We start from the raw sequence: 26,748 nt of genomic DNA, 5'->3' as shown, positions 1-26,748 counted from the left end.
AGGGGACGGCAAGGTATTCCGGGGACGAGCCCCAATGCCGGAGTTTCAGCGATTGCGCCGCAATCTTCAGCGATTGCACAGCGATCCTGCGGGCCCGGCCGAGACGGCGCGCCGACAGATGCCGAATCTGGAGGAGAGCATAGCAGCGGGTCCGTTTCGGCAGCCCCGAAACTAGGGGGAAAACCCGGCTCTATTCGCGCAATCGGCTTGCCAGTGGCCCCGGATAATGCGTCTCGTGAAAGTCTCCGCCATGCAAGGCGAGACCTGGAAGCCTCCGGAGATACCCGTCGCATGGATTCGACTGCCAATTCTTTGATCAACCCCGACGCCCGCATGGGCCTCGCCACCTCTGGCGCGGGCGCCGCGCCCGGCGCTGGCGCGGGCGCAGGCCTGGGCGGCGCGGATGACCTCGGCGGCGGCTTCGCGCAACGCCTCGGCTCGCTCTCGTCGCTGCGCAACGTGCGCGGCAACCCGCGCGCGCCGCTCATTTTTGCCGTGGCGGTGCTCGTGGCCGTGGTCGCGGGTCTCGTGCTGTGGTCGCGCGCGCCCGACTACAAGGTGCTGTACAGCAACCTTTCGGACCGCGACGGCGGCGCCATCATTACTGCGCTCCAGGCCGCAAACGTTCCCTACAAGTTCTCGGACGCCGGCGGCGCCATCCTCGTGCCCGCCGAGCAGGTCAACGAAATGCGCCTGCGCCTCGCCTCCCAGGGCCTGCCGAAGAACGGTTCGGTCGGCTTCGAGCTGATGGACAACCAGAAGTTCGGCATCAGCCAGTTCGCCGAGCAGGTGAACTACCAGCGCGCGCTCGAAGGCGAGCTCGAACAAACGATTCAGTCGATCGCGAGCGTGAAGTCGGCGCGCGTGCATCTGGCCATTCCGAAGCCCTCGGTGTTCGTGCGCGAGCGCGAAGCGCCCTCCGCCTCGGTGCTCGTGAACCTGTATCCGGGCCGCATCCTCGACGACGGCCAGGTCGCCGCGATCACGCACATGGTGGCTTCGGCCGTGCCGGACCTGCCGGTGCGCAACGTGACGGTGGTCGACCAGGACGGCAACCTGCTCACGCAGAGCGCCACGGGCGTAGGCCTCGATGCCTCGCAGCTCAAGTACGTGCGCCAGGTCGAGCACGACACCCAGGCGCGCATCGATGCGATCCTCGCGCCCCTGTTCGGCGCCGGCAACGCACGCTCGCAGGTGAGCGCCGACCTCGACTTCTCGAAGCTCGAGCAGACCTCCGAAGCCTACGGTCCGAACGCCAATCCGCAGGCCGCCGCCATCCGCAGCCAGCAGCAGAACATTTCGACGGAAATGCAGCAAAGCGGCGCGGGCGGCGTGCCCGGCGCGCTCACGAACCAGCCGCCGCAGCCGGCTTCGGCGCCCATCAGCGCGCCGGCGGGTGCCAACGGCGCGTCGGCTCCGGTGCCGGTCTCCGATCATCGCGACACCACCACGAACTACGAGCTCGACAAGACCGTGCGCCACTATCAACAAGCGCCGGGCGACGTGAAGCGCCTGTCGGTCGCCGTGATCGTGAACTATCAGCCGAAGATGGACGCCAAGGGCCACGCCACCATGCAGCCGCTCGACGCGCAGAAGCTCGCGCAGGTCGAGCAGCTCGTGAAGGACGCCATGGGCTACGACGCCAAGCGCGGCGACTCGGTGAACGTGGTGAACGCCGCGTTCCAGACCGAAGTCGACCCGAACGCGAACCTGCCGTGGTGGCGTCAACCGGACATCCTCGCCCTTGCGAAGCAGATTGCGACGTGGCTCGGCATTGGCGCGGTGGCTCTCTTCCTCTATTTCGTGATGGTGAAGCCGGCGCTGCGCCGCGCGTTCCCGCCGCCCGAGCCGGTTGCGCCCGCGCTGCCCGGCATGGGCGACGGCGAGCCGCTGATGCTCGACGGTCTCCCCGAAGCGGTGCGCATCGGCGGCACCGGCGCGGAAGGCGAAGACAGCGCGGAAAGCGAAGCCGCCCTGCTCGCCTTCGAAAACGAGAAGAACAAGTTCGAACGCAACCTGGAATACGCGCGCAACATCGCGCGCCAGGATCCGAAGATCGTCGCAACCGTCGTGAAAAGCTGGGTGAACGATGAACGCTGAAGGCGCAACCAAGAGCGCGCTGCTGCTCATGTCGATCGGCGAGCAAGAGGCCTCCGAGGTCTTCAAGTTCCTCGGTCCGCGCGAAGTGCAGAAAATCGGCGCCGCCATGGCGGCGCTCAGGAACGTCAAGCGCGAAGAGATCGAAGTCGTGCTGCAGGAATTCGTCAAGGAAGCCGAGCAGCACACCGCCTTCTCGCTCGACTCGAACGACTACATCCGCAACGTGCTCAACAAGGCGCTGGGCGAGGACAAGGCCGGCGCGATCATCGACCGCATTCTGCAAGGCGGCGACACGAGCGGCATCGAAGGCCTCAAGTGGATGGACTCGGGGTCGGTGGCCGAACTCATCAAGAACGAGCACCCGCAGATCATCGCGACGATCCTCGTGCACCTCGACCGCGACCAGGCATCGGAAATCGCTTCGTGCTTCACCGAGCGCCTGCGCAACGACGTGCTGCTGCGTATCGCGACGCTCGACGGCATCCAGCCGCAGGCGCTGCGCGAACTCGACGACGTGCTCACGAACCTCCTCTCGGGCAGCGACAACCTCAAGCGCAGCCCGATGGGCGGCATCCGCACGGCGGCCGAAATCCTCAACTTCATGACGAGCCAGCACGAAGAAGGGGTGATCGAGAACGTCCGCCAGTACGACGCGGAACTCGCACAGAAGATCATCGATCAGATGTTCGTGTTCGAGAACCTGCTCGACCTCGAGGACCGCGCGATCCAGCTGCTGCTCAAGGAAGTCGAGTCGGAGTCGCTCATCATTTCGCTCAAGGGTGCGCCGCCCGCGCTGCGCACCAAGTTCCTCTCGAACATGTCGCAGCGTGCGGCCGAACTGCTCGCCGAAGACCTCGACGCGCGCGGTCCGGTGCGCGTGTCGGAAGTCGAGGCACAGCAGCGCCGCATCCTGCAGATCGTGCGCAACCTCGCCGAGAGCGGCCAGATCGTTCTAGGCGGCAAGGCAGAAGACGCTTATGTCTGACACGAGCTCCGCGAACAGCCATCGCTCGGCGTACCAGCGCTGGGAGATGGCCTCGTTCGACCCGCCGCCTCCCCCGCCGCCGCCGCCCACGCCCGACGAAACCGCGGCGTTCGAGGCCCAGCTCCATGCGCTGCGCGACGCGGCCCACCAGGAAGGGCTGCGATCCGGGCACGTGGCGGGCCAGGCGCTCGGCTATCAGGCCGGGCACGAACAGGGCCGCCAGCAGGGCTTCGAGCAGGGCCAGGCCGAAGCGCGCGCACAGGCGGCACAGCTCGCGGCGCTCGCCAGCCGCTTTAGCGACGCGCTCGAAACGGCGCAGGCCGGCGTGGCCGAGACGCTCGTGGAACTCGCGCTCGACATCGCGCAGCAGGTCGTGCGCCAGCACGTCCAGCACGACCCGACGGCGCTCGTCGCGGTCGCGCGCGAAGTGCTCGTGGCCGAGCCGCAGCTCGCCGGTTCCCCGCAGCTCGTGGTGAGCCCCGCCGATCTGCCGATCGTCGAGGCTTATCTGCTGGACGACCTTCAGACGCGCGGCTGGAGCGTGCGCACCGACCCGACCATCGAGCGCGGCGGCTGCCGCGCGCAGGCCGCGACGGGCGAAACCGACGCCAGCATCCGCACGCGCTGGGAGCGCGTCACGGCCGCGCTCGGCAAGGCACGGCCATGGTGAACCACCCGCAACCGCCGAGCCATCAGACCATCCACACGGGCGGTCTCACGCCGCTCGAGCAGGAACTCGCGCTCGCCTCGTTCGGCCCGCTCGCGAGCGACCCGGCACAGCTTGGCGCGTTGCTCGTGGGCGACCTCGACATTCCGGGCATTCCGGCCAAACGCGAGGCACGCGAGCAAGGCGCCATCGATGCGATCGACGCCGCGCTCGCCGCGGACGCCGCCGATGCGCCGCCAGGCATGACGGATCACGGCGCGCCGGTCGTGGCGGCCGAAACCCCGAGCGCACCCTACGTACCGCCGGCGAACTACGACCCGGCCAACCCGTTCCTGACCTCGTGGAACGCGCAACTGCGCGGCGTGCGCGAGCGCAATGCGCTCGCCCTGCCGCTGCGCGGCTGCGGGCGCCTCACGCGCGCGGCGGGCCTCGTGCTCGAAGCCGTGGGGTTGCGCCTCTCCGTGGGCGCCGAGGTGATGATCGAGCTGCCGCCGGGCAGCTCGCTGCCGATGGCCGAAGCGGAAGTGGTCGGCTTCGGCGGCGACAAGCTCTTTCTGATGCCGACGACCGAAGTCGCGGGCCTGTTGCCCGGCGCGCGCGTCTGGCCGCTGGAAACCGCGCCGATCGCCGACCCGAAGGCCGGTGCGAAACGCCTGCCGGTGGGCTGGGGCATGCTCGGCCGCGTGGTCGATGCCTCGGGCCGCCCGCTCGACGGCCTGGGCCCCTTGAACACCGAGGCCGATGCGCCGCTCACCTCGCCCGTCATCAATCCGCTGAACCGCGAGCCGATCCACAAGGTGCTCGACGTGGGCGTGCGCGCGATCAACTCGCTGCTCACGGTCGGGCGCGGCCAGCGCATGGGCCTCTTCGCGGGCTCGGGCGTCGGTAAATCGGTGCTGCTCGGCACGATGGCGCGCGCAACCAGCGCGGAAGTCATCGTGATCGGCCTGATTGGCGAGCGGGGCCGCGAAGTGAAGGAATTCATCGAGCAGATCCTGGGCGAGGATGGCCTTGCGCGCTCGGTCGTCGTGGCCGCGCCGGCCGACGTTTCGCCGCTCCTGCGCTTGCAGGCCGCCGCGTACACGACGTCGCTGGCCGAATATTTTCGCGACCAGGGCAAGCACGTGCTGCTGCTCATGGACTCGCTCACGCGTTACGCGATGGCCCAGCGCGAGATCGCGCTCGCCATCGGCGAGCCGCCCGCGACCAAGGGCTATCCGCCTTCGGTGTTCGCCAAGCTGCCGGCGCTCGTCGAGCGCACCGGCAACGGCCCCGAGGGCGGCGGCTCGATCACGGCGTTCTACACCGTGCTCACCGAAGGCGACGATCAGCAGGACCCGATCGCCGACTCGGCGCGCGCGATTCTCGACGGCCATATCGTGCTCTCGCGCGCGCTCGCCGAAGCGGGGCATTATCCGGCCATCGACATCGAGGCCTCGATCAGCCGCGCGATGACCGCGCTGATCGACGACCAGCATCTGAACCAGACGCGCGCGCTCAAACAGATGCTTTCGCGCTATCAGCGCAACCGCGACCTCATCAACGTGGGTGCGTACGTGAGCGGGCGCGACGCCGTGCTCGACCGCGCGATCGCGCTGTATCCGCGCATCGAGGCCTTTCTTCAGCAGGGTTTTCGCGAAACCGCGAACTATGATCAGAGCGTCGAGATGCTCGGCCAGCTGATTGGAGCCAGGACATGACGAAACAAACCGCGCTGCAAACCTTGATCGGCCTCGCGCAAGACGACGTCGACGCCGCCACGCAAAAGCTCGGGCGCGTGCAGCGCGAGCGCGTCGAGGTCGAAAAGCAGCTCCAGGCGCTCATCACCTACCGTGACGAGTACCACACGCGTTTCACCGAATCGGCGCGCAGCGGCATGGCTGCAGGCAACGTGCGCAACTTCCAGGCGTTCATCGACACGCTCGACGCGGCGATCGAACAGCAGCGGCGCCTGCTCGAGCAGGCCACCGCGCGCGTGGAGGCCGCCAAGCCCGAGTGGCAGCGCAGCAAGCAGAAGCTCGGCTCGTACGAGGTGCTGCAAACCCGCCATGACGATGTGCAGGCCCGCAAGGACGCCCGCCGCGAACAGCGCGACGCCGACGAGCACGCCGCCCGCGTGCTGCGTATGCGCACGTCGCAACATCCGTAACACGTTTTCGAGGCCGCCAGTATGTCGCTCCTCTCTTCCCTTTCTTCGCTGTTCGGCGCCGCCACGGACGCCGTGACGGGCAATTCCACCTCGAACGCCGTGTCGAACACGGCAGCGAACGCCATCAGCCAGGCCGATGCCGCCAGCCAGGGTTTCGCGCAGACGCTGCAGCAGCAGATGAACGCACAAAGCGCGCAGGCGAACCAGAACGCCCAGGCGGCGCAAAGCGCGCAGTCGAATGCGTCGGCGCAGTCCAATTCGAACACGTCGAGCAGCAGCGCCTCGCAAAGCAGCAGCAGCAACAGCAGTGCTTCGCAGACGCCCAGCTCGAGCTCGAGCCAGGCCTCGCAGGGCACCTCGAGCGCCGATCACCGCGCCGCCGCCGCGCGCACCCAGCAAAAGCAGGCCACTGACGCAGGCGCGCAGGCCGCCGCGGCTCAAGCCCAGCAGGCGCAGCAAACGCAGCAAGCGCAGCAGGGCCAGCAGACCCAGGACAACACGAGCACCGACACGAACGCCGACGGCAGCCAGGCGAGCAGCGACAGCACGCTCGCCGGCGTCGCCTCCGCGGCGGCAGCAGCGGCCGCCACGGCAGCCACAGCAGTTGCCGGCGCGGCAGGCGACGGCACGGCCACGGGCAGCGCCGCGAGCAGCGCCTCGACGTCGGTGCACGACGCCCTGCAAGCCGCGCTCGCGCAGCTGCGCGGCGGCGCGGCTACGCTCGCCACGCATGCGGTGAGCACGGCCGGATCGGCTGCGAATGGCGCAACCACGGCCAGCACGGGCTCGGGTTCGAACATCGTCAGCAGCTTCGCCTCGCATTTGAGCGCGACCGCCCAGAGCAAGGCGTTCAGCACGGCCGCAAGCAGCGGCGCGAGCGCCGACGCGGCCAAGGGCGCCACGACGGCCGCGACCGACGCCGCGAAGGCCGCCACCGACGCGCTCACGGCAGCGGCACAGCAGCAGGCAGGCGCCGCCACGCAGACCGACGCCACGGCGAGCACCGCGACGACCGACGCGCTCGCCGCGACCCAGGCCGCGGCGGTCGCCGCCGCGACGGCCGCGCAGGCCCAGGCCGCCCAGGCGGCCAGCGCAAGCGCGAATCCGGCGGCGGCGGCCGCCTCCGCGTCGATCGCGCCGCAGGTCGGCACGAACGACTGGGAAGACGCGCTCAGCCAGAAGGTCGTGTTCCTCTCGAACGCACACCAGCAGTCGGCGGAACTCACGCTCAATCCGAAGGATCTCGGACCGCTCCAGGTCGTGCTGCAGGTCTCGGACACCCACGCGCACGCCCTCTTCGTCTCGCAGCACCAGCAGGTGCGCGAGGCCGTCGAGGCGGCCCTGCCGAAGCTGCGCGAGGCCATGGAGCAAAACGGCATCGGCCTTGGCAGCGCGAGCGTGAGCGACGGCTTCTCGCGCCAGATGAACCAGCAGGCGCAGCAGGACGGCAGCGGTTCGGGCCGCTCCGGCCGTTCCGGTTCCGGCTCGGGCAGCACGCTCGCCGCAACGGATGCCGTGGACGATACGAGCAGCGCCGCGAGCGTCACGCAGCGCTCCGTCGGCCTGATCGACACCTTCGCCTGACACCCTGCTGAACGCACCCGCGCCCAGCGGCGGCGCGCCCTGACCTCTCGTCCTTGCGCGCCCGGCTTGCCGCGGCGCGCAACAAAACCACGAGATAGCCGGAATTCCCCCGTCTATTCCTCCCATCGCTGAAAGGCAAAAGCCGGAACAATGCAGCATGCCCGGACTGACCACCAGGTCGGTGCCCCGGACCCTTGCAAGCATCCAGGCTGACTTTCGACATGGCGACCACCACCGCATCCCAGCAAGCCGCGCCCCAGGGCGCGAAACCCGGACCGATGAAGCGCATTATCGTCATCGCGCTCATTGCGATCCTCGCCGCCGCCGCGGCGGGCGGCGCGACGTGGTTCTTCATGTCGCGCCACACGGCGAGCGCGCCGGTCACGCCGACCGCCGCGCCGCCGGCAATGCCCGTGTACTACGCGCTCGAGCCGATGACCGTCAATCTGCAGGCCGACGACGGCGAGTCGCACTACCTGCGCATCGGCCTCACGCTCAAGCTCGACAACCAGGCCACCCAGGACGCGCTCGTCGCGCGCATGCCCGAGATCCGCAGCCGCCTGTTGCTCGCGCTCTCGAACAAGCATCCGTCCGACCTCGCACCGCTCGACGGCAAGCGTGCGCTCGCCACGGAACTCGCCGTGCTGATCTCGCAGCCTGCCGGCGCGAACGAGAAGCCGATGCACGTCGACGACGTGCTGTTCACCGAATTCGTCGTCCAGTGAGCGTGACTGACATGATTCCCGCGATGGAGGGCCAGTCATCATGACGATGGGTCACGACGAGTTCATGTCCCAGGAGGAGGTCGATGCCCTCCTCAAAGGCGTCACCGGCGAAGTCGATTCCGATTCGAGCGGCTCGGAGAAGCAGGGCGTACGGCCCTACAACATCGCGACGCAGGAACGTATCGTTCGCGGCCGGATGCCAGGCCTCGAAATCATCAACGAGCGCTTTGCGCGCCTGTTGCGCGTCGGCATCTTCAATTTCATGCGCCGCACCGCCGAAATCTCGGTCGGTCCGGTGCGCGTGCAGAAGTACAGCGAGTTCACCCGCAACCTGCCGATCCCGACGAACCTGAACCTCGTGCACGTGAAGCCGCTGCGCGGCACGTCGCTGTTCGTGTTCGACCCGAACCTCGTGTTCTTCGTCGTGGACAACCTGTTCGGCGGCGACGGCCGTTTTCACACGCGAGTGGAAGGCCGCGACTTCACGCAGACCGAACAGCGCATCATCGGCAAGCTGCTCAATCTCGTGTTCGACCACTACACGACCGCGTGGAAAAGCGTGCGGCCGCTCCAGTTCGAATACGTGCGTTCTGAAATGCATACGCAGTTCGCAAACGTTGCCACGCCCAACGAGATCGTGATCGTCACGCAGTTCTCGATCGAATTCGGGCCGACGGGCGGCACGCTGCACATCTGCATGCCGTACTCGATGATCGAGCCGATCCGCGACGTGCTCGCCTCGCCGCTGCAAGGCGAAGTGCTCGACGTGGATCGCCGCTGGGTGCGCGTGCTCTCGAAGCAGGTGCAGGCCGCCGAAGTCGAGCTCACGGCCGACCTCGCGCAGGTGCCCGTGACGTTCGAGCAGATCCTGAACATGAAGAAGGGCGACGTGCTGCCCATGAACATCGCAGAGCACATCACCGCCAAGGTGGACGGCGTGCCCGTGATGGAGTGCGGCTACGGAATTTTCAATGGTCAATACGCGTTGCGGGTCCAGAAGATGATCAGCGCAGCCGACACGATGAAGGAAGGTGGATATGAGTGACATCAACGGCACGAGCGCAGACGAGCCGGTGCTCGACCCGGGTTTCGAGGCTGCGGCGCCGGAAGCGGGCAGCGACTCGATGGACGACTGGGCGAGCGCGCTTGCCGAGCAGAACAGCAACGAAGCGCCCGCCGCGCAACCGGCGGCCGTGTTCCAGCCGCTTTCGAAGGTCGATTCGACCAGGACGGCCAACGACATCGACATGATTCTGGACATTCCCGTCCAGATGACCGTGGAGCTGGGCCGCACCAAGATCGCCATCCGCAACCTGCTGCAACTCGCGCAGGGCTCGGTCGTGGAACTCGACGGCATGGCCGGCGAGCCGATGGACGTGCTCGTGAACGGCTGCCTCATCGCCCAGGGCGAAGTGGTGGTCGTGAACGACAAGTTCGGCATTCGTCTCACCGACATCATCACGCCGTCCGAGCGGATCCGGAAGCTGAACCGATGAAACCCCAGGCTGTTCCCGGCGCCAACGCGCGACGCACGCAGAAGTCCCGCGGCGCGCGCGTGCTGCGATTCTCGTGGCGCCTCGCTGTACACCTCTCGCTCGCCGGCGCGGCCGTCTTCGCGGTCATGAGCGCGCGAGCCGCCGACCTTCAGGCGCTCAACGAAGCCACGCGCGCGGCATCGACTGCTTCGGGCGCCTCCGCCGTGATCGCCGGCAGCGCGGTCCCCGCGCTCGGGTTCGGCGCGGTGGTGCAGACGGTGCTGGGTCTGGCGCTCGTGATTGCCGTGGTATTCGGCTGCGCCTGGCTCGCGCGGCGTCTCGGCCTCCAGGGCGGCCCGAAGAACGCGCTCGTGAAGACCGTGGGCGGCGCATCGCTCGGCGGCAAGGAGCGCGTGGCCGTCGTCGAGATCGGCGACACCTGGCTCGTGCTGGGCGCCGCGCCCGGCAACGTGCGCCTGCTCCACACGCTGCCCGCGGGCGAGCTTCCCGCAGGCGTCGCAGCGGCCGCTCCCAACGCCCCCGCCCTCTCGGGCACCTTCGCACAGCGCTTTCGTGACGCGCTGAAAAGCGAGGCGAACAAACGCATCAACGCGCGTTTCATGCGTCACGACGGCGGAGCGCAGTAAATGCACGGCAGTTCCCTTCATGCGCCGGGCGCAGGCGGCGATGTCCGCGCGCGCGCGGCTACCCTCGCGAAGATCGCCAGAACGGCGCTTCCGTTCGCGCTGATGCTCGGCGCGGGCGCCTTCGCCCTCGCGCTGCCGCACCTGGCGCACGCGCAGAGCGCGGGCGGCCCGCAAGGCCTCCCCGCCTTCAACACGAGCCCCGGCCCCAACGGCGGAACGACGTACTCGCTGAGCGTGCAGACGATGCTGCTGCTCACGATGCTGTCGTTCCTGCCGGCGATGGTGCTGATGATGACGAGCTTCACGCGCATCATCATCGTGCTCTCGCTGCTGCGCCAGGCGCTCGGCACGACGACCACGCCGCCCAACCAGGTGCTCGTGGGCCTGGCGCTCTTTCTCACGCTGTTCGTGATGTCGCCGGTGCTCGACAAGGCCTACAACGACGGCTACAAGCCGTTCTCGGCCGGCACGATTTCGATGGACGACGCCGTGACGCGGGGTGTCGCGCCCTTCAAGACCTTCATGCTGCGCCAGACCCGCGAGTCCGATCTCGCGCTCTTTGCGCGCATCTCGCACGCGGCGCCCATGCAGGGACCCGAGGACGTGCCGCTCACGCTGCTCGTGCCCTCGTTCGTCACGAGCGAACTGAAGACGGGCTTCCAGATCGGCTTCACGATCTTCATCCCGTTTCTCATCATCGACCTGGTGGTGGCGAGCGTGCTGATGTCGATGGGTATGATGATGGTGTCGCCCGCGACGATTTCGCTGCCGTTCAAACTGATGCTGTTCGTGCTGGTGGACGGCTGGCAACTGCTGATCGGCTCGCTCGCGCAGAGCTTTACCTGAGGACACAGACATGACGCCCGAAATGGTCATGACGCTCTCTCACGAGGCGATGTATGTGGCGCTCCTGCTTGCTGCGCCGCTCCTGCTCGTCGCGCTCGTGGTGGGCCTGGTGGTGAGCCTTTTCCAGGCGGCCACGCAGATCAACGAATCCACGCTCGCATTCATCCCGAAGCTGGTCGCCATCGCGGTCACGCTCGTGATCGCCGGCCCGTGGATGCTCACGACGATGCTCGACTACATGCACCGCATCTTCACGAGCATTCCGCAGCTCGCGGGCTAAGCGCAGCCCCGGCCGCCCCTCTGCGCTTTCGGCGCTCGTCTTCCGGCACACGATGTTTACGGTCACCTACGCGCAGCTCAACGCCTGGCTCACGGCCTTCCTCTGGCCGTTCACGCGCATTCTGGCGCTCGTGGCGGTCGCGCCCGTGGTGGGCAACCGCTCCGTGCCGACGCGCGTGAAGATCGGCCTCGCGGGCTTCATCACGCTGATCGTCGCGCCTACGCTCGGCGCGATGCCGCAAGTCACGGTGTTTTCCGCCGAGGGCGTGTGGATCCTCGTCAACCAGTTCCTGATCGGCGTGGCGCTCGGCTTCACGATGCAGCTCGTGTTCGCGGTCGTCACCGCGGCGGGCGACATGATGAGCCTCGGCATGGGTCTGGGCTTCGCGAGCTTCTTCGACCCGCAGGCCAACACCAGTTCGCCAGCGCTTTCCTCCTGGCTGAACATGATGGCGATGCTGGCCTTCCTCGTGTTCGACGGCCATCTGCAGATGATCGCGGCGCTCGTCGCCACGTTCCAGACGCTGCCCGTCACGGCGAGCGTGCTCGGCGCCTCGGGCTGGCAGCTGATCGCCAGCTATGGCGCGACGATCCTCACCTCGGGCCTGCTGCTTTCGCTGCCGGTGGTGGTCGCGCTTCTCATCACCAATCTGTCGCTCGGCATTCTGAACCGCGCGGCCCCGCAAATCGGTATCTTCCAGATCGGCTTCGCGCTCACGATGCTAGTGGGCCTGCTGCTCATTCAGCTGATGATGCCGAACCTGATTCCCTACTTCGCGCGACTGTTCGACAGCGGTATCGACCAGATGGGCCGCGTGGCCGGCGCGCTGCGGCCGCACGGTTAAAACGCGCCTCGCACGACGCGCGCGCAGCGCAATAAAAAAGCGGATCGGAGTCCGCTTTTTTATCGACCGCTCAATGCCTCACGATCAAGGATTGATGTACTGGAACAGCGAGAGATTTTGCGTTGCCGCGAAGCTCTTTTGCGAAGCCGTGAGCGCGTTCGACAGTTGCTCGAACTGGCTGATCGCGGCCACTGTGTTGGTGCTCGTGAGGTCGGTGAGGTTCGACGTGACCTGCAGCGAGTTGGTCGACGTGACCGTTTGCAGCGCCTTCACTTCCTGCTCGCGGCCGCCCACGGAAGCCTGCACCGTGATCACGTTCGACAGCGAGTTGCCGATCTGCGTGAGGCCCGTGTTCAGCGCGTTGTTGAGGTTCGCGACCGCGGCGGTGGAGCCGCTCGTGGGCGTGTTCAGCGCAGCGATGATGCTGTCGATGCTCGCGAACACGTCCGTGTTCTGCGACGCCGTGGCCGGCGTGACCGAGAACGAGTCGCCCGCACTGGGCGTACCCGACATCGTCACGCTCATGCCCGAGCCGAGCGAGATTGGATTGCCTTCGGTGTAATTGGCCGGCGTCGTGGTCGTCGCCGGGCTGACGCTGTTGTCGGTCACCGTGTAGGTGAGCGCGCCCGTGGTCGCGTCGGTGGCGAACGCGATCGAGTAGTGGTCGTTGTTGGTCGCCTGGGTCGGGTCCGTCACCGTCACGCCGCTGATCACGCCCGTGCCCTTGTTCGACGAACTGCCCGAGGCCACGTTGGCCGAACCCACGGCCTGCACGCTCTGGAACACCGTCGTGCCCGTGTCGCCGACCGCGATGTTGCGCGTGCCAGCCACCTGCATCACGCGCTGGCCCGCGTCGCCGTTGTAAGTCACGCCGCCGCCCGACTTGTTCGAAAACACCTGCGAGGTGCTCTGGAAGCCCGAGAAGATGTAGTTGCCCGCGCCGTCCGTGGTATTGGCGAGCGTGAGCAGCTGGTTGCGGTCGCCTTGCATCTGCTGGGCGATCGCCTGGCGCGCCTGGTCCGTGAGCGAGCCGTTCTGCGCTTCGATGATGAGCGAGTGAATGCTCTGCATCGTGCTCGTCACGCTCGAGAGCGTCGTGTCCTCGAGCTGCAGCGCAGTGAGCGCCGTGGTCTGGTTCGACGTGTACTGCGTGAGCGTCGCGCTCGTGGCGGAAAGCGTCACGGCCTGCGCGGCGCCGAGCGGATTGTCGCCCGGGTTCGAAATCGCCACGCCGGTCGAGATCTGCTGCTGGACCTGAAGGAGCTGGGACTGCTGGTTCTCCATCGTCGACAGACTGGAGGAAAAAATCTGGGAAGTCGCGATACGCATGGGTCAGCGCCTCACTGGAAAATGCCGAGCAGGGTCTGGAACAGCGATGCCGCCGTCTGGATCACCTTGCTGTTGGCCTGATAGAGCTGTTGATACTGCAGCAGGCTCGCCGCTTCCTCGTCGAGGTTCACGCCCTGCACCGACTGCTGCTGCGAAGTGAGCTGCGTCACGAGCGACTGCTGCGACGTGTTCGACGCCTTGAGCTGGCTTGCCGTGTCGCCGATCGAGTTCACGTAGTTCGCATACGCCGTGGTGAGCGTGGTCGATCCCGTGTACGCCGTGCTCGACGTGAGGTTCGCGATCGCGAGCGCGTTGCGGCCGTCCTGCGTGCCGCTCTTGTTGCCCGCCACCGTGAACGTGTCGTTGTTCGAGGGCGTGCCCGTCATCGTGAAGCTTGCGTTCGTGACGGTGCCCGTGGAATCCATGATGGCGATCGTCGCGCCCGTGGTGGCGTCGTAGCTCACCGGCGTCGTGTTGCTCGTGATCGTGTACGTCGTCGGCGTGCTCGAGCCGGCCACGGTGACCTGCACCTTCGAACCGACGGGGAAACCGCTCAGCGTGCCGGTCGTGGTGCTCGTCGAGGCGTATGAGAGCGTGACAGGCAGCGCGCTGGTCGAGTAACCTGCGCCGACCGTGCCCTGCGAAACCGTGGCCGTGCCTGCGTTCTTCGTGGACGCCGACACGACGACCGGCGTGGCCGCCGCGATCGCCGCGGGGTCGCTGGTCGCGACCGAGAAGCTCGCGAGTGCGCCGGCCGTCGGCTGGATCATGAACGAGTCGCCCGCGCTCACCGTGCCCGAAGGCGTAATCGAAAAGCCGCCGATCTTGATCGGCGCAGTGCCGTTCGGCTGGGTCGCGACCAGCGAGTTCGTCGTCGTGTCGGTGAGGTTCCAGTTCGTGCCGTCGTAGCTCAGCTTGTAGTTGTCGGTGAGCGGCTGCGTGCTGTTCGTGAGCGTCGCGCTGACCGTGGTCTGCGTGTCGGGATTCGTCGAGCTGGCCGTGACGAGCGGGTTGCCCACCGTGAACAGATTGCCGCCCGCACCGCCCGAGAGCGTGAGACCGAGTGCGTTCTGCGAGTTCACCTGCGCGGCGAAACTCGTCACGATCGCGCCCAGTTGCGACTCCGCCGGATCGAGCGTGGACGAGACGAACGAAACGAGGCCGCCCACGGTGCCGCCTTGCAGCGCGGCCGACGACAGCACCTGCGGCGCGCCTTGCGATGCGGCGCTCGCGCCGTTCAGGCCCTGCCAGGTCACGGCCAGTTCCTGCGGGTTGGTGCTCGAAGGCTGCGTGCCGAGATTGTAGCTCTGGCTGCTGACCACGAGCGGCTGGCCGTTGCCGAGGAACACGCTGTAGCCGGTGCTGCCCTGCACGACCTGGACGCCCACGAGCTGCGAGAGGTTCGCGACCGCTTGATCGCGTTGATCGAGCAGCTGGTTCGGCTGTTGGCCGCTCGAGCTCGCGGACGTGATCTGCGCGTTGAGGTTCGCGATCTGCTGCGTGTAGGTGTTGATTTGCGAGACAGCGCTCGTGAGCTGCGTGTTCACGCTCTGGCGCATCGCGTCGTACTGCTGGCTCGCGGCGTTGATCTGGGTGGCGAGCGTCTGCGCGTCGGAGAGCACGGTTTGCCGCGCTGCGGTATCCGAAGGCGAATTCGAGACGTTCTGCAGGCCCGTGAAGAAGTTCGTGATCGCGGTGGCGATGCCCGAGGTCGGGCTGCCCACGAGATTCGAGAGCTGCGTGGCGAGGTTGTACGAAGCCGTGTACGAGCTGCTGGCCGTCTGCGCATTGTTGACGGCCGTCGTGAGGTACTGGCTGTACGCGCGCTGCACGGTCGCGGTGGTGACGCCGCTGCCGAGATAGCCGTTCGACGTGTACTGGCCTGCCGATTCCTGGTACACCGGCTTCTCGACGGTGTAGCCCGCGGTCGTCGAGTTGCTGATGTTCTCGCCGGTGGTCGAGATACCAATCTGCGCCGCCTGCAGGCCGCTCAGACCGATCGAGAAAATGTTGGACATGCGTAATCCTCGAAAGCGGCCTGCCCCCCTGGCAAACCGCGTGGTGTACTCACGGTATAACGGCAACGCACTGCAAAAATTGAGCGCCCGATGGGGACGAAAACGTTAGCGAGTGGGCGCGTGCGCGGCTGCCGCGCGGCGGGCGCGCCGGCGCAGCATGCGCTGCGCCGTCCGGGGTGTGGCGGATCGTGCGGGCGAGGCGCGTGCCGCTCAGGCACGCGCGAGCGCGCGGCGCTTCATCTCGAGCTGCGTGATATAGCGCTGCAGCGTGTTCTCGGAGGCGCCGGGCAGCGCGTCGAAGTGATAGCGGCGGTCGCCGTTGGGCAGATCGATGAAGCGCAGCACGACGAGCGCGAGATCCACGCGCAGCTTGCCGTGCGCCCGCAGGTCGAGTTCGACGTCGGGCAGCACGAGCCCCATGGCGAGGTCCGCGACGCGCTCCTCGGTCGTACGCAGTCCGAGGCCGCCGAGCGAGAGGTCATGCACCTCGTACGCAAAGCGCGGGCCGCCGCTCGGCAGCTCGCCGCGGCAGATGCACGGCTCGAGCACGGGCGTGTCGACGCGGAAGTACTCGCGCCGCTGCACGTAGAACAGCACTTCGGGGAAATCGGCTTCGAACGCGGGGTGCCCTTCGAACTCGGTGCGCCGCGGCGTAGCCGTCTTGAACTCCACGCGTACGCCGTCGGGCGAGGCGTGGAACAGGCACTCGGGCGCCGCGAGCACGCCCGTGTTCTGCTCGGGCATCGCGCCCCAGTCGAACACGAAAGTGCGCTCGCGCCCGTTGACGGCCAGAATGCGCGTGACGAGCTGTCCGCCGCGATACTGGAGGGTCAGGAAGTCGCCGCGATTGACGAGATTGCGTAGCTGAACGCCGATCTCGAGCGGATTGCGGCGCCCAAAATCGTGGGAGCCGTCGGCACCCTCGGCGCCCTCGCCTGCTTCCTGTGGATTCGACTGAACGGTATTCATCGGCCTGCCGGAAATTCGTGAACGTGCCGGCGCGAGAGCGGACCCTTTCCGCCCGCGCCGTTCGGGCGGTCCGACCGCCCGGATTGCTTTTCCATCTCGCCTGCATTAGCGGCAGACATGACGAAAAATTTAGGGATTGGGCGTAAAAAAAATGTGCCTTTTCCCTGCATGAAACACGCGTGCGCAGCTTCTTCCGGCAACTGCGCCGAGCCAACGTTTGCGGTTGCCTAATTGACGTCAACCGCGGCGCCGGGCGTCGAATCGATCGTCAGGCCATCCGCTGCATGATGGTCAGCAGCTTTTTCGCATAGTGCGGGTCGGTGGCGTAGCCCGCGCGCTGCATGCCGTGCGCGAAGCCTTCGGCGCTCTTCGAGCCGTTGATCACCGACGCGTAGCGCGGATTGTTCTTGAGCAGCGTGGCGTAGTCGGTCATCGCGTCTTCGTACGAGTCGTAGGCGCGGAACTTCTCCACCACACGATGCGGCTGGCCGTTCACGTACTCGGTCGTGACCGTCGAGACGGTCTTGCCGGTCCAGTCCTTGCTCGCCTTGATGCCGAACACGTTGTGGCTCGCCGAGCCGTCGGCGTTCTTGATCTCGCGCTTGCCCCAGCCCGATTCGAGCGCAGCCTGGCCGAGAATGAAGCGCGCCGGGATGCCCGTGGTCGAGCTGGCCTGCTGCGCGGCGTTGGCGAGCTTGTCGACGAAGGCGTCCACCGAAGCGTCGCCGTTGCCCTTGACCGGCGGCGTGAGCGCGCTGTTGCCGCTGTAGCCCGAGCCGTTGGCGAGCGCGCCATTGGCGGCAGTGTTGCCGTAGGCGCGGCCGAGCGCATTGAGCATGGCGAGGTTGCCCTCGCTCGCGTCCTTGCCCGAAAGCCCCGAGATCGCGCCCGCCACGCCGCCCGCACCACCGGCACCACCCGCGCCATCGGCACCGGCAGCGCCCCCCATGCTGCGCATGAGTTGCTTGAGCATCGCGTTCGCCACGCCGATGCCCTTGTTCGACATCTGCTGGGCGAGCTGCTGATCCATCATCGAGGTGAACTGCGCGCCGTCGTGCGAGTCGAGCGGGCCGTCGTCGGGCGTCGCGTCGCGCATGCTCTTGAGCATCATCTGCGTGAAGACCGCGTCGAACTGCTTCGCGGCCATCTTCACGCCCTGCTGGGGCGAGGCGTTCGCCGCGGCGCGCATCGAGTCGAAACCCTGCACGTCGAGCGCGAAGCGGTTGGTGAGGTCGAGGCTGCCGCCGCCGATGTTCTTCGTATTATCCAAGTTGCACCCCTTAGATGATCTCGAGGTCGGCGCGCAGTGCGCCCGCCGCCTTCATCGCCTGCAGGATCGACATCAGATCCGCCGGCGTGGCGCCCAGCGCGTTGAGCGCTTTCACGACCTCGGCGAGATTGGCACCCGCCGTTACGAGCTTGAGCGACCCGTTGTCCTGCTTCAGCTGGATCTGCGACTGCCGCGTCGCCACCGTCTGGCCGTTGGAAAACGCGCCGGGCTGGCTCACCGCCGTCTGCGTGTTCACGACGACCGAGAGATTGCCGTGCGCGACCGCGCAGCTCTCCAGCGTCACCATCTGGTTCATGACGATCGAGCCGGTGCGCGCGTTCAGGATCACCTTCGCGGCCGGCGTGGCCGGATTCACGTTGAGGTCCTGGATCTGCGCGATGAAGCCCACCTGCGACCCCGGATCGGCCGGCCCGTGCACCTGGATCGTGCGGCCGTCGAGCGGCGAGGCCGTGCCCGGGCCGAACATGTTGTTGACGGCCGAGACGATGCGCTGCGTCGTGTCGTAGTCCATGTCGTTGACGGTCAGCGTGAGCAGACCGCCTTGCTGCGAAACCGGCGAAATCACCGCGCGCTCGACGATCGCACCGCCTGCAATGCGCCCCGCGGCGAGCTGGTTCACCTGCACCTTGCTGCCGTTGGCCGAGGCGCCCGCGCCGCCCACGGCCACGTTGCCCTGCGCGAGCGCGTAGACCTGGCCGTCGGCGCCCTTGAGCGGCGTGAGCAGCAGCGTACCGCCGCGAATGCTCTTCGCGTTGGCGAGCGACGACACCGTGATGTCGATCTGCTCGCCCGGCCGCGCGAACGGCGGCAGCACGGCCGTCACCATCACGGCGGCGACGTTCTTCAGCTGCATGTTGTTGAGCGTCGACGAGGAACCCGACGAGCTCGACGTGTTGTTGATCGAGATGCCGAGGTTCGCGAGCATGTTCGCGAGCGTCTGCGTCGTGAACGGCGCCTGGGTCGTCTGGTCGCCGGTGCCGTCGAGACCCACCACGAGGCCGTAGCCGATGAGCGGGTTGTCACGCACGCCCTGGAAGGTCGCGAGGTCTTTCACTCGCTCGGCGCGCGCCGGCGTCGCGTAGGCGACGAGCGCACCGCAGGCCACCACGAAGCCGAATGCCACGCCGAGCGCGGCGAGCACGTCCTTCATGCGCGAGCGGCGCGAACGATGGAAGCGGATCTTCACCATGGCGCGATGTTCAGGAAAAAGCGTTGCAGCCAGCCCATCGTCTCGGCCTCGTCGATCACGCCTTTCGCGGAGTATTCGATCTTCGCGTCGGCGACGTCGGTCGATAGCACGGAGTTGTCTCCGGCAACGGTGTTCGGATTGACGACGCCGGAAAAGCGCACGTATTCATTGCCCTGGTTGATGAGCATCTGCTTCTCGCCGGACACGACGAGATTGCCGTTGGGCAGCACGTTCGTCACGGTCACGGTAATGACGCCCGTGAACGTGTTCGAAGCGTTCGCGCCGCCCGTGGCGTCGAACTGGTTCGCGCCCGTCGTATTCAGGTTCGCGCGGTTGAAGAAGCCCGGCAGGAAGTTCGCGGTGCCCGAGAAGCTGGCGCTGGTGCCGCGCTTGGTGGCCGCGCCCGACGACTTGGTCGCATTGATGTTTTCGGAGATGACGATCGTGAGGATGTCGCCGGTATTGCGCGGACGCTGGTCCTCGAAGAGCGGCCGTCCCGCGTAGCCGGGGTTGTAGATCGCGCCCGGCGAGGTGTTCGCGGGCGGCGGGGGCGGCACGGCCGTCATGGGCTGCTGCGTGATCGGCTGCCGGTTGGGTAGGTAGGCGCAGCCCGCCAGCATCGCGAGCGCCACAGCCGCCACGAACGCCCGGGGGGTGCCCGGATGCCGCGCGCGGATGCGAGGATGGTTTCGAACGGACTGCGACATATTCTTCACCGACTTGATTAACCAGGGAAACCTCAGACCTGCATCTGGCTGAGGGTTTGCAGCATCTGGTCAGAAGTGGTGACCGCCTTGCTGTTGATTTCGTAGGCGCGCTGCGTCTCGATCATGTTCACGAGTTCCTGCACGACGTTCACGTTCGACGATTCCACGTAGCCCTGGTTGAGCGTGCCCGAACCGTTCTGGCCCGGCGTGGAAACCGTGGGCGCGCCCGACGATGCCGTTTCCGACAACAGGTTCTGCCCGTTCGACTGCAGGCCGGCCGGGTTGATGAACATGGCGAGCTGCAGCGTGCCGATGGTCGTGTTGTTGCTCGAGCCCGGCGTGGTGACCGTGACCACGCCGTCGCTGCCGATGGTGAGCGAGGTGGCGTTGGCGGGCACCGTGATCGCCGGCATCACCTGGTAGCCGCTCGCCGTCACGAGCTGGCCTTGCGCGTTGGTCTGGAACGAGCCGTCGCGCGTGTAGGCCGTCGTGCCGTCGGGCATCTGCACCTGGAGGAAGCCGGCGCCGTTGATCGCCACGTCCTTCGAGTTGCCGGTCTGCTGCAGGTTGCCCTGCGTATAGAGACGCTCGGTCGCCACCTGCTGCACGCCCGTGCCCACCTGGCTGCCCGAAGGCAGTTCGGTTTGCTGGGTCGAGTTCGCACCCGGCTGGCGCAGCGTCTGGTACATGAGGTCCTCGAACACCGCGCGCGAGCCCTTGAAGCCATTGGTGCTCACGTTCGCGAGGTTGTTCGAGATCACGTCCATCTGCGCCTGCTGGGCGTTCATGCCGGTGGCGGCGATGTAGAGCGATCGGTTCACGGTGTCTTTCTCCCGGTCCGGCCTCGCGCTGCGCGAGGCGGCCTTCATTTAACTTGAAATGGCTTAGCTGAAGTTGAGCAGCTGGTTCGCGCTCTGCTCGTTCTGGTCCGCGTTCTGGAGCAGCTTGGTCTGCATCTGGAACTGGCGCGCGTTGGTGATCATCGAGACCATCGCCGCCACCGGGTTCACGTTGCTGCCCTCGAGCGACTCGGTTGCGACCTGGACGGTCTGGTCCGCGTCGGCGGGGTTGCCGTCCGACGTGTGGAACAGGCCGTCGTCACCGCGCGTAATCGCGCCTGCCGGCGGGTTGACGAACTTGATCTGGTCGATCATGGCGATCGCGTTGGCGGGGCTGCCCGGCGCGATGGCCGATACCGTGCCGTCCTTGCCGATCGTGATCGCCGAGCCCGGCGGCACCGCGATCGGGCCGCCGCCGCCGATCACCTGCAGGTTGTTGGCCGTGACGAGCTGGCCGTTTTCATCGACGTGCAGATTGCCCGCACGCGTATAGGCCTCGTTGCCGTCGGCCGTCTGCACGGCCATGAAACCCTGGCCTTGAATCGCGATGTCGAGCGGGTTGCCGGTATGCGAGATCGCACCGGGCGTCATGTCCGAGCCAGGCGTTGCCGAGAGCACGTAGGTGCGCGTGGTCTGGTCGTTCACCGTCGAGCCGTCGCCGAACGACATCGGCACGGCGCGAAAGTTGGCGAGCTGCGCGCGAAAGCCCGTGGTCGAGACGTTCGCGAGGTTGTTCGCGACGACGGCCTGCTGCTCGAGCGCCTGGCTCGCGCCCGTCATCGCGGTATAGATCAGTCGGTCCATGATGTGCCCGGTACGTGGTTAGCCGCGTTACATCTGCAGCAGCGTCTGGTCGACGGTCTGCTGCGTTTTGATGGTCTGCGCGTTCGCCTGATAGTTGCGCTGGGCCGTGATCAGGTCGACGAGCTGGTTCGTCAGGTCGACGTTCGACGCTTCGAGCGCGCCGCCCGTGAGCGTGCCGTGGTTCGTGCTGCCCGGCGTGGAGACCTGCGCGACGCCCGAGGCCGCCGTTTGCTGGAACTGGTTGCCGCCCAGGTTCAAAAGGCCGTTCGGGTTGTTGAAGTTGGCGAGCACGATCTGGCCGAGCGACATGGTCTGGCCGTTCGAGTAGTTGCCGGTGATGGTGCCGTCCGCGGCGATCGAGAAGTTCGACAGCGTGCCGCTCGCGTAGCCGTCCTGGGCGAGGTTGTTCACGCCGTTGGCCGAGCCGTACTGCGTCGTGCCCGCGAGGTCGAGCGTCAGCGACTGGGGCTTCGTCGAGCCGTCCGTCGGGTTGATGTTGAAGCTGAACGACGTGGTGCCGTTGGTCGTTGCCGGGGCGCTGGCCGTGATGCTCTGGAGCGCGCCGGACGAGCTGAACTGTGCGGTGCCGAGCTTCGTCACCGAGCCCGGCTGACCGGCATACACGTCCCATTGGCCGCTCGTCGCGTCTTTCGCGAAATACATGTTGACCGTCTGTGCGCCGCCGAGCGTGTCGTAAGCCGTGACCGACGTCGAATACGTGTAGCTCGTCGAGTCGGTTTCGCTGAAGGTCGTCGTGGTAGGCGTCGTGGCCTGCGCGTTCAGGTTCAGCTGCGCCGTGATGTTCTTGGTCGCAACCGGCGCGATGTTGGTGGTCGGCACCTGCAGCGGCACGGTCTGCGCCGTATTGATCACGCCCGTCGAACTGGCGGCATAGCCCATCAGGTCGTTGCCCGACGCGTCGGTGATAAAGCCGTTCTTGTCGAGCTGGAACACGCCGTTACGCGAATACGTGATCGTGCCGTTGTGCGACATCTGGTAGAAGCCGTTGCCGTTGATGGCGACGTTCAGCGCCTGGCCCGTCGTGCTGATCGTGCCTTGCGCGAAGTCCTGCTGCACGGTCTGGAGCGAGGCGCCGAGGCCGATCTGGTTGCCCACCGACGTCGCGATGGTGTTCGCGTAGACGTCGGCGAACTGCGCCGTGCTCTGCTTGAAGCCGACGGTGTTCGCATTGGCGATGTTGTTGCCGATCACGTCGAGGTCGTTCGACGACGCGGCGAGGCCGCTCAATCCTTGCTGGTAGCCCATGGTTGTCTACTCCGCGTTTATCGTGTTCAGAGAATGGCGCCGACGCTCGTAAGCGCGACGGTCTTGCCGTTGGCGAGCGAGAGGCTCGGGGTGCCGTCCGACTTCTGGACCACGCCTTGCACCTGGCTCGCGACGAGCGCGGTTGCCGTGGCTGACTGGCCGTTGGTCGTCGCGCTGGCGCTGATCGTGTAGGTGCCGTCGGCGACCGTATTGCCCGAGCTGTCCTTGCCGTTCCAGGTGACCGGCACGGTGCCGGCCGACTGCGCGCCGAGGTCGAGCGTGTTGACGACCTGGCCTGCCGAATTGGTGATCGTGAGCTTCACGTCCGAGACCGCCGAAGGCAGCGTCACGCCGAGCTGCGGCGCGCTGCCGCTCGACACGGCGGCGCTGCTGCCCGGGGCGAGCACGGTCGAGCCGATCAGCAGCGCGGCCTGCGCGTTCTGGCCCGCCGAAAGCTGCGTGGAGAGCGACGACAGCGACGTATTGAGCTGCTGGATGCCCGACACCGTGTTGATCTGGGCGAGCTGCGAGGTCATCTGCGAGCTGTCCATCGGATTGGTCGGGTCCTGGTTCTGCAACTGCGCGACGAGCATCCGCAGGAACGTGGACTGCAGGTCGCTCGCGCTCGTGCCGCTCGACGACGCCGACGACGAACTCGAGCTCGTGCCGTTCATGGTGTCGAGCAGTTGCTGCGACACGGTGGCGGTGCTGCCGCCGATGGTTGTGTTGCTGGAACTCAACGCGTTCTCCCTCGATTGCGCTTCGTGCTTTGGCGTGTGGTGGTGGCAGGCGCTGCTTCATTTCGCGCCCGCTGGTCTCTGTATGTACTGCAGTGTCCGTACTGACTGCGGCTTGCCGTGCTTCAGGTTGCCGCTTTACGTTCCGATCGTGAGCGTCTTGAGCATCAGCGTCTTGGCCGTGTTCAGCGTTTCGACGTTGGCCTGGTACGAGCGTGACGCCGAGATCATGTTCACCATCTCCTGCACCGGATCGACGTTCGGCATCGTCACGTAGCCGTCCGCGTTGGCGGAGGGATTGTCGGGATCGTAGGTCTCTTTCATGGGCGTGGGATCGTCCACCACGCCGGTCACCCTGACGCCGCCCACCTGCTGGCCCGAGGCCGTGCGCGCGCCGCCGAGCGGGTTCACTGCGAACACGACCTGCTTCGCCTTGTACGGCTGGCCGTCGGGGCCGGTCGTGCTGTCGGCGTTGGCGAGGTTGGACGCCGTCACGTTCAGGCGCTGCGATTCCGCCGTCATGGCGGAGCCCGCAACGCTGAAGATGTTCATCAGGGATGGCATGGTTTCGTAGACCTCACATCAGGTGCGCGTCACGCGCGCGTTGGTCGTTCATGGCTTCGTTACTGCGTTTTCCGGCTGCGCTACCAGCGGCGATCAGCTCGAACCCGAGGTGATCGCGGAGAGCATCGTCTTGATCTGCTGCGAGACCACCGTCATGCCCGACTCGAAGTGCAGCGCGTTGTCGGCGAACTGCACGCGCTCGGTGTCGAGATCGACCGTGTTGCCGTCGAGCGCGGGCTGCACCGGCGTGCGGTACATGAGCTGGCTCTTGTAGGTGTCGGCGGGGCCGCCCGTCGGAATCAGCTTCGCGTCGCCGGCCATGTGGCCCGACTTGGTCGACGCCATCTGCATGCCGCTCGTCACGCCCGCGGGCTGCGCCATGGCGAGCGGCTGGGCGTTGCCGCCCGAGGTGGCCTTCATGCCCACCGTGCCGCCGGCGCCCTGCTGGCGCAGCGCGCCGGCGAGCGACGCCGCGAAGTCCACGTCGCGCGCCTGGTAACCCGGCGTGTCGGCGTTCGCGATGTTCGAAGAGATCAATGCCTGCCGCGTGGCGCGCACATCGAGCGCTTCGCGCCCAAAGGCGAATTCGGCATCGAGTTTGTCCAGCATCGGGCGTTCTCCGTGAAACGAAAAGGATTCGGCGTGAGCGCGGCGGGCTCGCCAGGCGGCGGGGAAACCGGCGCAAACGTTAGGCGCGTGGTCCGAAGGCCTTTGCGCATGGAGTGGAATATTAGGCGGGGGTGGCAAGAACCAATCGGACGAATAGCCGGTAAAGCGCCCCTCTATTCGACGCAAGCGCGCGGGGGGCGCCGCCTAGAATGCGAGGCGTGTCAATGCAATCGATGGAGAACGACAATGCCGCAGACTGCCCCTTTCCGTAGGCCGCACGACGGCCTGGAGCGGCGTGCGCGCGCGCTGTCGTGGCGCGCGTCCTGGACGTGCGTGCTGGCCTGCGCCCTTGGCAGCGCGCTCTTTGGCGGCACGCTCGCTCATGCACAAACTCCGGCGCAATCTGAAGCCGCCGGCGGCCAGATCTTCATTGCGGGCCCCGGCGACCGCTCGGGCGCCGACGCCGCGCAGATGAACGCGATGCTCGCGAGCAATGCGAAGAAGCCCGCCGCGGCTGTGGCCAGCGTTGCTCCCGCCAATGAGGCCGCACCGCTGCGCGCGGCCAGCTACGCCGATCTGAATTCGCGCGGCGTGCCGGAGGATGCACGCGCGGGCGTCGAGTCGAACGGCATGATCACGATACCGGGTCCCGGCGAGCGCGCAACCCAAGGCGACGCGCCGCGCATCGTCACGGTTCCCGCGCCGGGCGCGAGCGCCCAGCCCATGCGCGTGCCGGCGGCCAACGCGAACAATTCGGGCACGCTGCAGCGCGTGAACCTGTCTACCGCCGCGAACCGCGTCGCCCCGGTGGTCGTGGACGCCGGCGCGGCGACGCTCGCGAAGCCGGTTGCCAGCGCAAGCGCCGGCGCGCCGCCGAATCCCAATACCAGCGCCGTCGCCACGAACGTGCAGGCCACGCCGCCGGGCCAGCAGGACGGCGAATCGATCCGCGCCGCCGCGCTCGCCTTCCTGCAGCAGCAGTCGGCTGGCTTGCCGGGCCACGTGAGCATCACGGTCGCGCCGGTGTTTCCGCGTGGCCTCGCAGCCTGCACGTCACTCGAGCCGTTCATGCCGCCGGGCGCGCGCACCTATGGCCACACGACCGTGGGCGTGCGCTGCATCGGCGCGAAGCCGTGGACGCTCTATGTGAGCGCGCGCATTGCGGTGGACGTGACCTACTACGTGGCCTCGCGCCAGATCGGCGCGGGCGAAGCGCTTTCGGCCGCCGATTTCATGCCGCGCGCGGGCGACCTCGCGAACCTGCCGCAGACCATCATCACCGATCCCAACCAGGCGACCGGCGCCGTCGCGCTCGCCCGGATTTCCGCGGGACTGCCGCTGCGCACCGACATGTTGCGCAGCGCCGCCTCGGTGGTCATCGGCCAGACGGTCAAGGTGATTGCCGTGGGCAGCAACTTCACGATCTCCGCCGAGGGCAGCGCGCTCAACAACGCCGAGCCGGGCCAGCAGGTGCGCGTGCGCACGAGCGGCGGCCAGATCATCTCGGGCGTGGTCAAGGACGCGGGTACCGTGCAGGTGCAGATCTAGGGCCGGTAAGCGCTGGCAAGGGCCGGATCAGGGCGCGCCGAGCCCCGTCCGGCGGCCCGATCCGGCCGTCTCCGGCTTTGTGCGCCAGCACACGTAACAGCATGTAACGGTGGGATTTTTCGGCTAAAGTTCGGCCCGACCTGTGCCGTTATCAAGGTCAAATCGATCAGGAACGCCCATCGTGAAAGTTGACTCCTCCACCCGCAATGATCCGCGCACGCTGCAGGATGGCCTCGCGCGCTCGCAAGCCGATTCGACCGGCGTAAGCACCGACACCGCTACCACCTCCGGCGCGGCAGGCGGCACGACCGCCGCCGCCCAAGGCGGCGCGAACGTGAGCCTGTCGTCGCTCTCGTCGACGATGCGCTCGCTCGCGGCGAGCGGTTCCGCCGACATCGACACGGCGCACGTGCAGTCGATCAAGGACGCGATCCGCAACGGCACGTTGCAGATCGACTCCGGCAAGATCGCCGACGGCGTGATCCAGACCGCGCGCGACCTCATGAAGCCGACGTCGGGCAACTGACGCCCGATGCGCGAGCGCCGCGCAAACCTCGCTTTTTTTGGTGCCTTGCA

Annotated in this window: 27 protein-coding genes; 15 read left to right on the top strand and 12 right to left on the bottom strand. The window is 67.1% G+C overall.

The features are described from left to right. Positions 1-291 precede the first annotated feature (291 nt). From fliF to fliR, 13 genes are all read left to right on the top strand, one after another. Entirely contained in the window at positions 292-2,100 is a 1,809-nt protein-coding gene (gene fliF, locus AB4Y43_RS05375; protein WP_069264310.1) for a flagellar basal-body MS-ring/collar protein FliF, read from the top strand. Next, positions 2,090-3,085 (top strand): flagellar motor switch protein FliG, encoded by a 996-nt coding sequence (fliG, locus tag AB4Y43_RS05370; protein WP_069264314.1) that lies wholly within the window; start codon positions 2,090-2,092, stop codon positions 3,083-3,085. Before fliF ends, fliG begins: the two co-directional genes overlap by 11 nt. Further along, positions 3,078-3,755, top strand: coding sequence for a flagellar assembly protein FliH (gene fliH / locus AB4Y43_RS05365; protein WP_069264316.1), 678 nt, complete (start codon positions 3,078-3,080; stop codon positions 3,753-3,755). Before fliG ends, fliH begins: the two co-directional genes overlap by 8 nt. After that, a complete protein-coding gene (gene fliI, locus AB4Y43_RS05360; RefSeq protein WP_069264317.1) occupies positions 3,749-5,452 on the top strand; it encodes a flagellar protein export ATPase FliI in 1,704 nt (567 codons plus the stop codon). The genes fliH and fliI overlap by 7 nt, the downstream gene beginning before the upstream one ends. Next, entirely contained in the window at positions 5,449-5,901 is a 453-nt protein-coding gene (gene fliJ / locus AB4Y43_RS05355; RefSeq protein WP_069264319.1) for a flagellar export protein FliJ, read from the top strand. The genes fliI and fliJ overlap by 4 nt, the downstream gene beginning before the upstream one ends. Positions 5,902-5,922: 21 nt before the next feature. After that, on the top strand, positions 5,923-7,485 hold the full coding sequence (locus AB4Y43_RS05350) for a flagellar hook-length control protein FliK (RefSeq protein WP_368727173.1): 1,563 nt from the start codon (positions 5,923-5,925) through the stop codon (positions 7,483-7,485). 221 nt (positions 7,486-7,706) lie between these two features. Next, positions 7,707-8,210 (top strand): flagellar basal body-associated protein FliL, encoded by a 504-nt coding sequence (gene fliL, locus AB4Y43_RS05345; RefSeq protein WP_069264327.1) that lies wholly within the window; start codon positions 7,707-7,709, stop codon positions 8,208-8,210. Positions 8,211-8,256: 46 nt separating this feature from the next. After that, positions 8,257-9,255: a flagellar motor switch protein FliM gene (gene fliM / locus AB4Y43_RS05340; RefSeq protein ID WP_069264713.1), complete on the top strand. Its 999-nt coding sequence runs from the start codon at positions 8,257-8,259 to the stop codon at positions 9,253-9,255. Then, on the top strand, positions 9,248-9,706 hold the full coding sequence (gene fliN / locus AB4Y43_RS05335) for a flagellar motor switch protein FliN (protein ID WP_069264329.1): 459 nt from the start codon (positions 9,248-9,250) through the stop codon (positions 9,704-9,706). The genes fliM and fliN overlap by 8 nt, the downstream gene beginning before the upstream one ends. A gap of 125 nt (positions 9,707-9,831) precedes the next feature. Continuing rightward, positions 9,832-10,332 (top strand): flagellar biosynthetic protein FliO, encoded by a 501-nt coding sequence (gene fliO / locus AB4Y43_RS05330; protein ID WP_368610347.1) that lies wholly within the window; start codon positions 9,832-9,834, stop codon positions 10,330-10,332. A gap of 102 nt (positions 10,333-10,434) precedes the next feature. Next, positions 10,435-11,178 carry a flagellar type III secretion system pore protein FliP gene (gene fliP, locus AB4Y43_RS05325; RefSeq protein WP_324155045.1) on the top strand — a complete coding sequence of 248 codons (744 nt, stop codon included), beginning with the start codon at positions 10,435-10,437 and terminating at the stop codon, positions 11,176-11,178. 10 nt (positions 11,179-11,188) lie between these two features. Next, entirely contained in the window at positions 11,189-11,458 is a 270-nt protein-coding gene (fliQ, locus tag AB4Y43_RS05320) for a flagellar biosynthesis protein FliQ (RefSeq protein ID WP_069264333.1), read from the top strand. A gap of 52 nt (positions 11,459-11,510) precedes the next feature. Further along, positions 11,511-12,302: a flagellar biosynthetic protein FliR gene (gene fliR, locus AB4Y43_RS05315; RefSeq protein WP_368727172.1), complete on the top strand. Its 792-nt coding sequence runs from the start codon at positions 11,511-11,513 to the stop codon at positions 12,300-12,302. Between the two features lie 84 nt (positions 12,303-12,386). Here the strand turns inward: fliR and flgL are convergent, their stop codons facing one another. From flgL to AB4Y43_RS05255, 12 genes are all read right to left on the bottom strand, one after another. Beyond that, the gene (gene flgL, locus AB4Y43_RS05310) at positions 12,387-13,631 is read right to left on the bottom strand and encodes a flagellar hook-associated protein FlgL (RefSeq protein ID WP_368727171.1); all 1,245 of its coding nucleotides are present in this window, start codon (positions 13,629-13,631) and stop codon (positions 12,387-12,389) included. 11 nt (positions 13,632-13,642) lie between these two features. Beyond that, positions 13,643-15,649 (bottom strand): flagellar hook-associated protein FlgK, encoded by a 2,007-nt coding sequence (gene flgK, locus AB4Y43_RS05305; protein ID WP_368727170.1) that lies wholly within the window; start codon positions 15,647-15,649, stop codon positions 13,643-13,645. A 210-nt stretch (positions 15,650-15,859) separates the two neighbouring features. Further along, a complete protein-coding gene (locus AB4Y43_RS05300) occupies positions 15,860-16,618 on the bottom strand; it encodes a flagellar brake protein (RefSeq protein WP_368727169.1) in 759 nt (252 codons plus the stop codon). Between the two features lie 268 nt (positions 16,619-16,886). Beyond that, entirely contained in the window at positions 16,887-17,888 is a 1,002-nt protein-coding gene (gene flgJ / locus AB4Y43_RS05295; protein WP_069264342.1) for a flagellar assembly peptidoglycan hydrolase FlgJ, read from the bottom strand. Between the two features lie 10 nt (positions 17,889-17,898). Beyond that, positions 17,899-19,098, bottom strand: a complete 1,200-nt coding sequence (locus tag AB4Y43_RS05290; RefSeq protein ID WP_083245231.1) for a flagellar basal body P-ring protein FlgI — start codon at positions 19,096-19,098, stop codon at positions 17,899-17,901. Then, positions 19,092-19,805 carry a flagellar basal body L-ring protein FlgH gene (locus AB4Y43_RS05285; protein WP_342949211.1) on the bottom strand — a complete coding sequence of 238 codons (714 nt, stop codon included), beginning with the start codon at positions 19,803-19,805 and terminating at the stop codon, positions 19,092-19,094. The genes AB4Y43_RS05290 and AB4Y43_RS05285 overlap by 7 nt, the downstream gene beginning before the upstream one ends. 32 nt (positions 19,806-19,837) lie before the next feature. Continuing rightward, a complete protein-coding gene (gene flgG, locus AB4Y43_RS05280) occupies positions 19,838-20,626 on the bottom strand; it encodes a flagellar basal-body rod protein FlgG (RefSeq protein ID WP_069264346.1) in 789 nt (262 codons plus the stop codon). Between the two features lie 63 nt (positions 20,627-20,689). Further along, entirely contained in the window at positions 20,690-21,448 is a 759-nt protein-coding gene (flgF, locus tag AB4Y43_RS05275) for a flagellar basal-body rod protein FlgF (protein ID WP_069264348.1), read from the bottom strand. A gap of 27 nt (positions 21,449-21,475) precedes the next feature. Beyond that, positions 21,476-22,714 carry a flagellar hook protein FlgE gene (gene flgE, locus AB4Y43_RS05270; protein WP_368618529.1) on the bottom strand — a complete coding sequence of 413 codons (1,239 nt, stop codon included), beginning with the start codon at positions 22,712-22,714 and terminating at the stop codon, positions 21,476-21,478. A 26-nt stretch (positions 22,715-22,740) separates the two neighbouring features. Then, positions 22,741-23,388, bottom strand: a complete 648-nt coding sequence (locus AB4Y43_RS05265; RefSeq protein WP_083245249.1) for a flagellar hook assembly protein FlgD — start codon at positions 23,386-23,388, stop codon at positions 22,741-22,743. 201 nt (positions 23,389-23,589) lie between these two features. Continuing rightward, a complete protein-coding gene (gene flgC / locus AB4Y43_RS05260) occupies positions 23,590-24,015 on the bottom strand; it encodes a flagellar basal body rod protein FlgC (protein ID WP_028203363.1) in 426 nt (141 codons plus the stop codon). Between the two features lie 93 nt (positions 24,016-24,108). Then, positions 24,109-24,624 (bottom strand): flagellar basal body protein, encoded by a 516-nt coding sequence (locus AB4Y43_RS05255; protein WP_069264353.1) that lies wholly within the window; start codon positions 24,622-24,624, stop codon positions 24,109-24,111. A gap of 246 nt (positions 24,625-24,870) precedes the next feature. Between AB4Y43_RS05255 and flgA the strand changes: the two genes are divergently transcribed. Together flgA and flgM are read left to right on the top strand one after the other, a co-directional pair. After that, positions 24,871-26,172: a flagellar basal body P-ring formation chaperone FlgA gene (gene flgA / locus AB4Y43_RS05250; RefSeq protein WP_368727168.1), complete on the top strand. Its 1,302-nt coding sequence runs from the start codon at positions 24,871-24,873 to the stop codon at positions 26,170-26,172. Positions 26,173-26,353: 181 nt separating this feature from the next. Next, the gene (gene flgM / locus AB4Y43_RS05245; protein WP_342949207.1) at positions 26,354-26,698 is read left to right on the top strand and encodes a flagellar biosynthesis anti-sigma factor FlgM; all 345 of its coding nucleotides are present in this window, start codon (positions 26,354-26,356) and stop codon (positions 26,696-26,698) included. Positions 26,699-26,748: the final 50 nt, after the last annotated feature.

This window comes from Paraburkholderia sp. BR10872 (assembly GCF_040965835.1).
In the GTDB taxonomy this organism is placed as follows: domain Bacteria; phylum Pseudomonadota; class Gammaproteobacteria; order Burkholderiales; family Burkholderiaceae; genus Paraburkholderia; species Paraburkholderia nodosa_A.
Note: the sequence above shows the minus strand (reverse complement) of the source record. Positions and strands in the feature narration are given on the sequence as shown.

What these genes read in the sequence shown, in the direction of transcription:
- flgA (WP_368727168.1), top strand. Translation starts at nt 24,871, where the DNA reads ATGCCGCAGACTGCCCCTTTCCGTAGGCCGCACGACGGCCTGGAGCGG.
- fliH (WP_069264316.1), top strand. Translation starts at nt 3,078, where the DNA reads ATGTCTGACACGAGCTCCGCGAACAGCCATCGCTCGGCGTACCAGCGC.
- fliQ (WP_069264333.1), top strand. Translation starts at nt 11,189, where the DNA reads ATGACGCCCGAAATGGTCATGACGCTCTCTCACGAGGCGATGTATGTG.
- fliR (WP_368727172.1), top strand. Translation starts at nt 11,511, where the DNA reads ATGTTTACGGTCACCTACGCGCAGCTCAACGCCTGGCTCACGGCCTTC.
- fliO (WP_368610347.1), top strand. Translation starts at nt 9,832, where the DNA reads ATGAGCGCGCGAGCCGCCGACCTTCAGGCGCTCAACGAAGCCACGCGC.
- fliL (WP_069264327.1), top strand. Translation starts at nt 7,707, where the DNA reads ATGGCGACCACCACCGCATCCCAGCAAGCCGCGCCCCAGGGCGCGAAA.
- flgF (WP_069264348.1), bottom strand. Translation starts at nt 21,448, where the DNA reads ATGGACCGACTGATCTATACCGCGATGACGGGCGCGAGCCAGGCGCTC.
- AB4Y43_RS05285 (WP_342949211.1), bottom strand. Translation starts at nt 19,805, where the DNA reads ATGTCGCAGTCCGTTCGAAACCATCCTCGCATCCGCGCGCGGCATCCG.
- fliI (WP_069264317.1), top strand. Translation starts at nt 3,749, where the DNA reads ATGGTGAACCACCCGCAACCGCCGAGCCATCAGACCATCCACACGGGC.
- fliM (WP_069264713.1), top strand. Translation starts at nt 8,257, where the DNA reads ATGGGTCACGACGAGTTCATGTCCCAGGAGGAGGTCGATGCCCTCCTC.
- fliG (WP_069264314.1), top strand. Translation starts at nt 2,090, where the DNA reads ATGAACGCTGAAGGCGCAACCAAGAGCGCGCTGCTGCTCATGTCGATC.
- flgC (WP_028203363.1), bottom strand. Translation starts at nt 24,015, where the DNA reads ATGCCATCCCTGATGAACATCTTCAGCGTTGCGGGCTCCGCCATGACG.
- flgE (WP_368618529.1), bottom strand. Translation starts at nt 22,714, where the DNA reads ATGGGCTACCAGCAAGGATTGAGCGGCCTCGCCGCGTCGTCGAACGAC.
- fliF (WP_069264310.1), top strand. Translation starts at nt 292, where the DNA reads ATGGATTCGACTGCCAATTCTTTGATCAACCCCGACGCCCGCATGGGC.
- fliJ (WP_069264319.1), top strand. Translation starts at nt 5,449, where the DNA reads ATGACGAAACAAACCGCGCTGCAAACCTTGATCGGCCTCGCGCAAGAC.
- AB4Y43_RS05255 (WP_069264353.1), bottom strand. Translation starts at nt 24,624, where the DNA reads ATGCTGGACAAACTCGATGCCGAATTCGCCTTTGGGCGCGAAGCGCTC.
- AB4Y43_RS05290 (WP_083245231.1), bottom strand. Translation starts at nt 19,098, where the DNA reads ATGGTGAAGATCCGCTTCCATCGTTCGCGCCGCTCGCGCATGAAGGAC.
- fliN (WP_069264329.1), top strand. Translation starts at nt 9,248, where the DNA reads ATGAGTGACATCAACGGCACGAGCGCAGACGAGCCGGTGCTCGACCCG.
- AB4Y43_RS05350 (WP_368727173.1), top strand. Translation starts at nt 5,923, where the DNA reads ATGTCGCTCCTCTCTTCCCTTTCTTCGCTGTTCGGCGCCGCCACGGAC.
- flgL (WP_368727171.1), bottom strand. Translation starts at nt 13,631, where the DNA reads ATGCGTATCGCGACTTCCCAGATTTTTTCCTCCAGTCTGTCGACGATG.
- AB4Y43_RS05265 (WP_083245249.1), bottom strand. Translation starts at nt 23,388, where the DNA reads ATGAACGGCACGAGCTCGAGTTCGTCGTCGGCGTCGTCGAGCGGCACG.
- flgK (WP_368727170.1), bottom strand. Translation starts at nt 15,649, where the DNA reads ATGTCCAACATTTTCTCGATCGGTCTGAGCGGCCTGCAGGCGGCGCAG.
- AB4Y43_RS05300 (WP_368727169.1), bottom strand. Translation starts at nt 16,618, where the DNA reads ATGAATACCGTTCAGTCGAATCCACAGGAAGCAGGCGAGGGCGCCGAG.
- fliP (WP_324155045.1), top strand. Translation starts at nt 10,435, where the DNA reads ATGCTCGGCGCGGGCGCCTTCGCCCTCGCGCTGCCGCACCTGGCGCAC.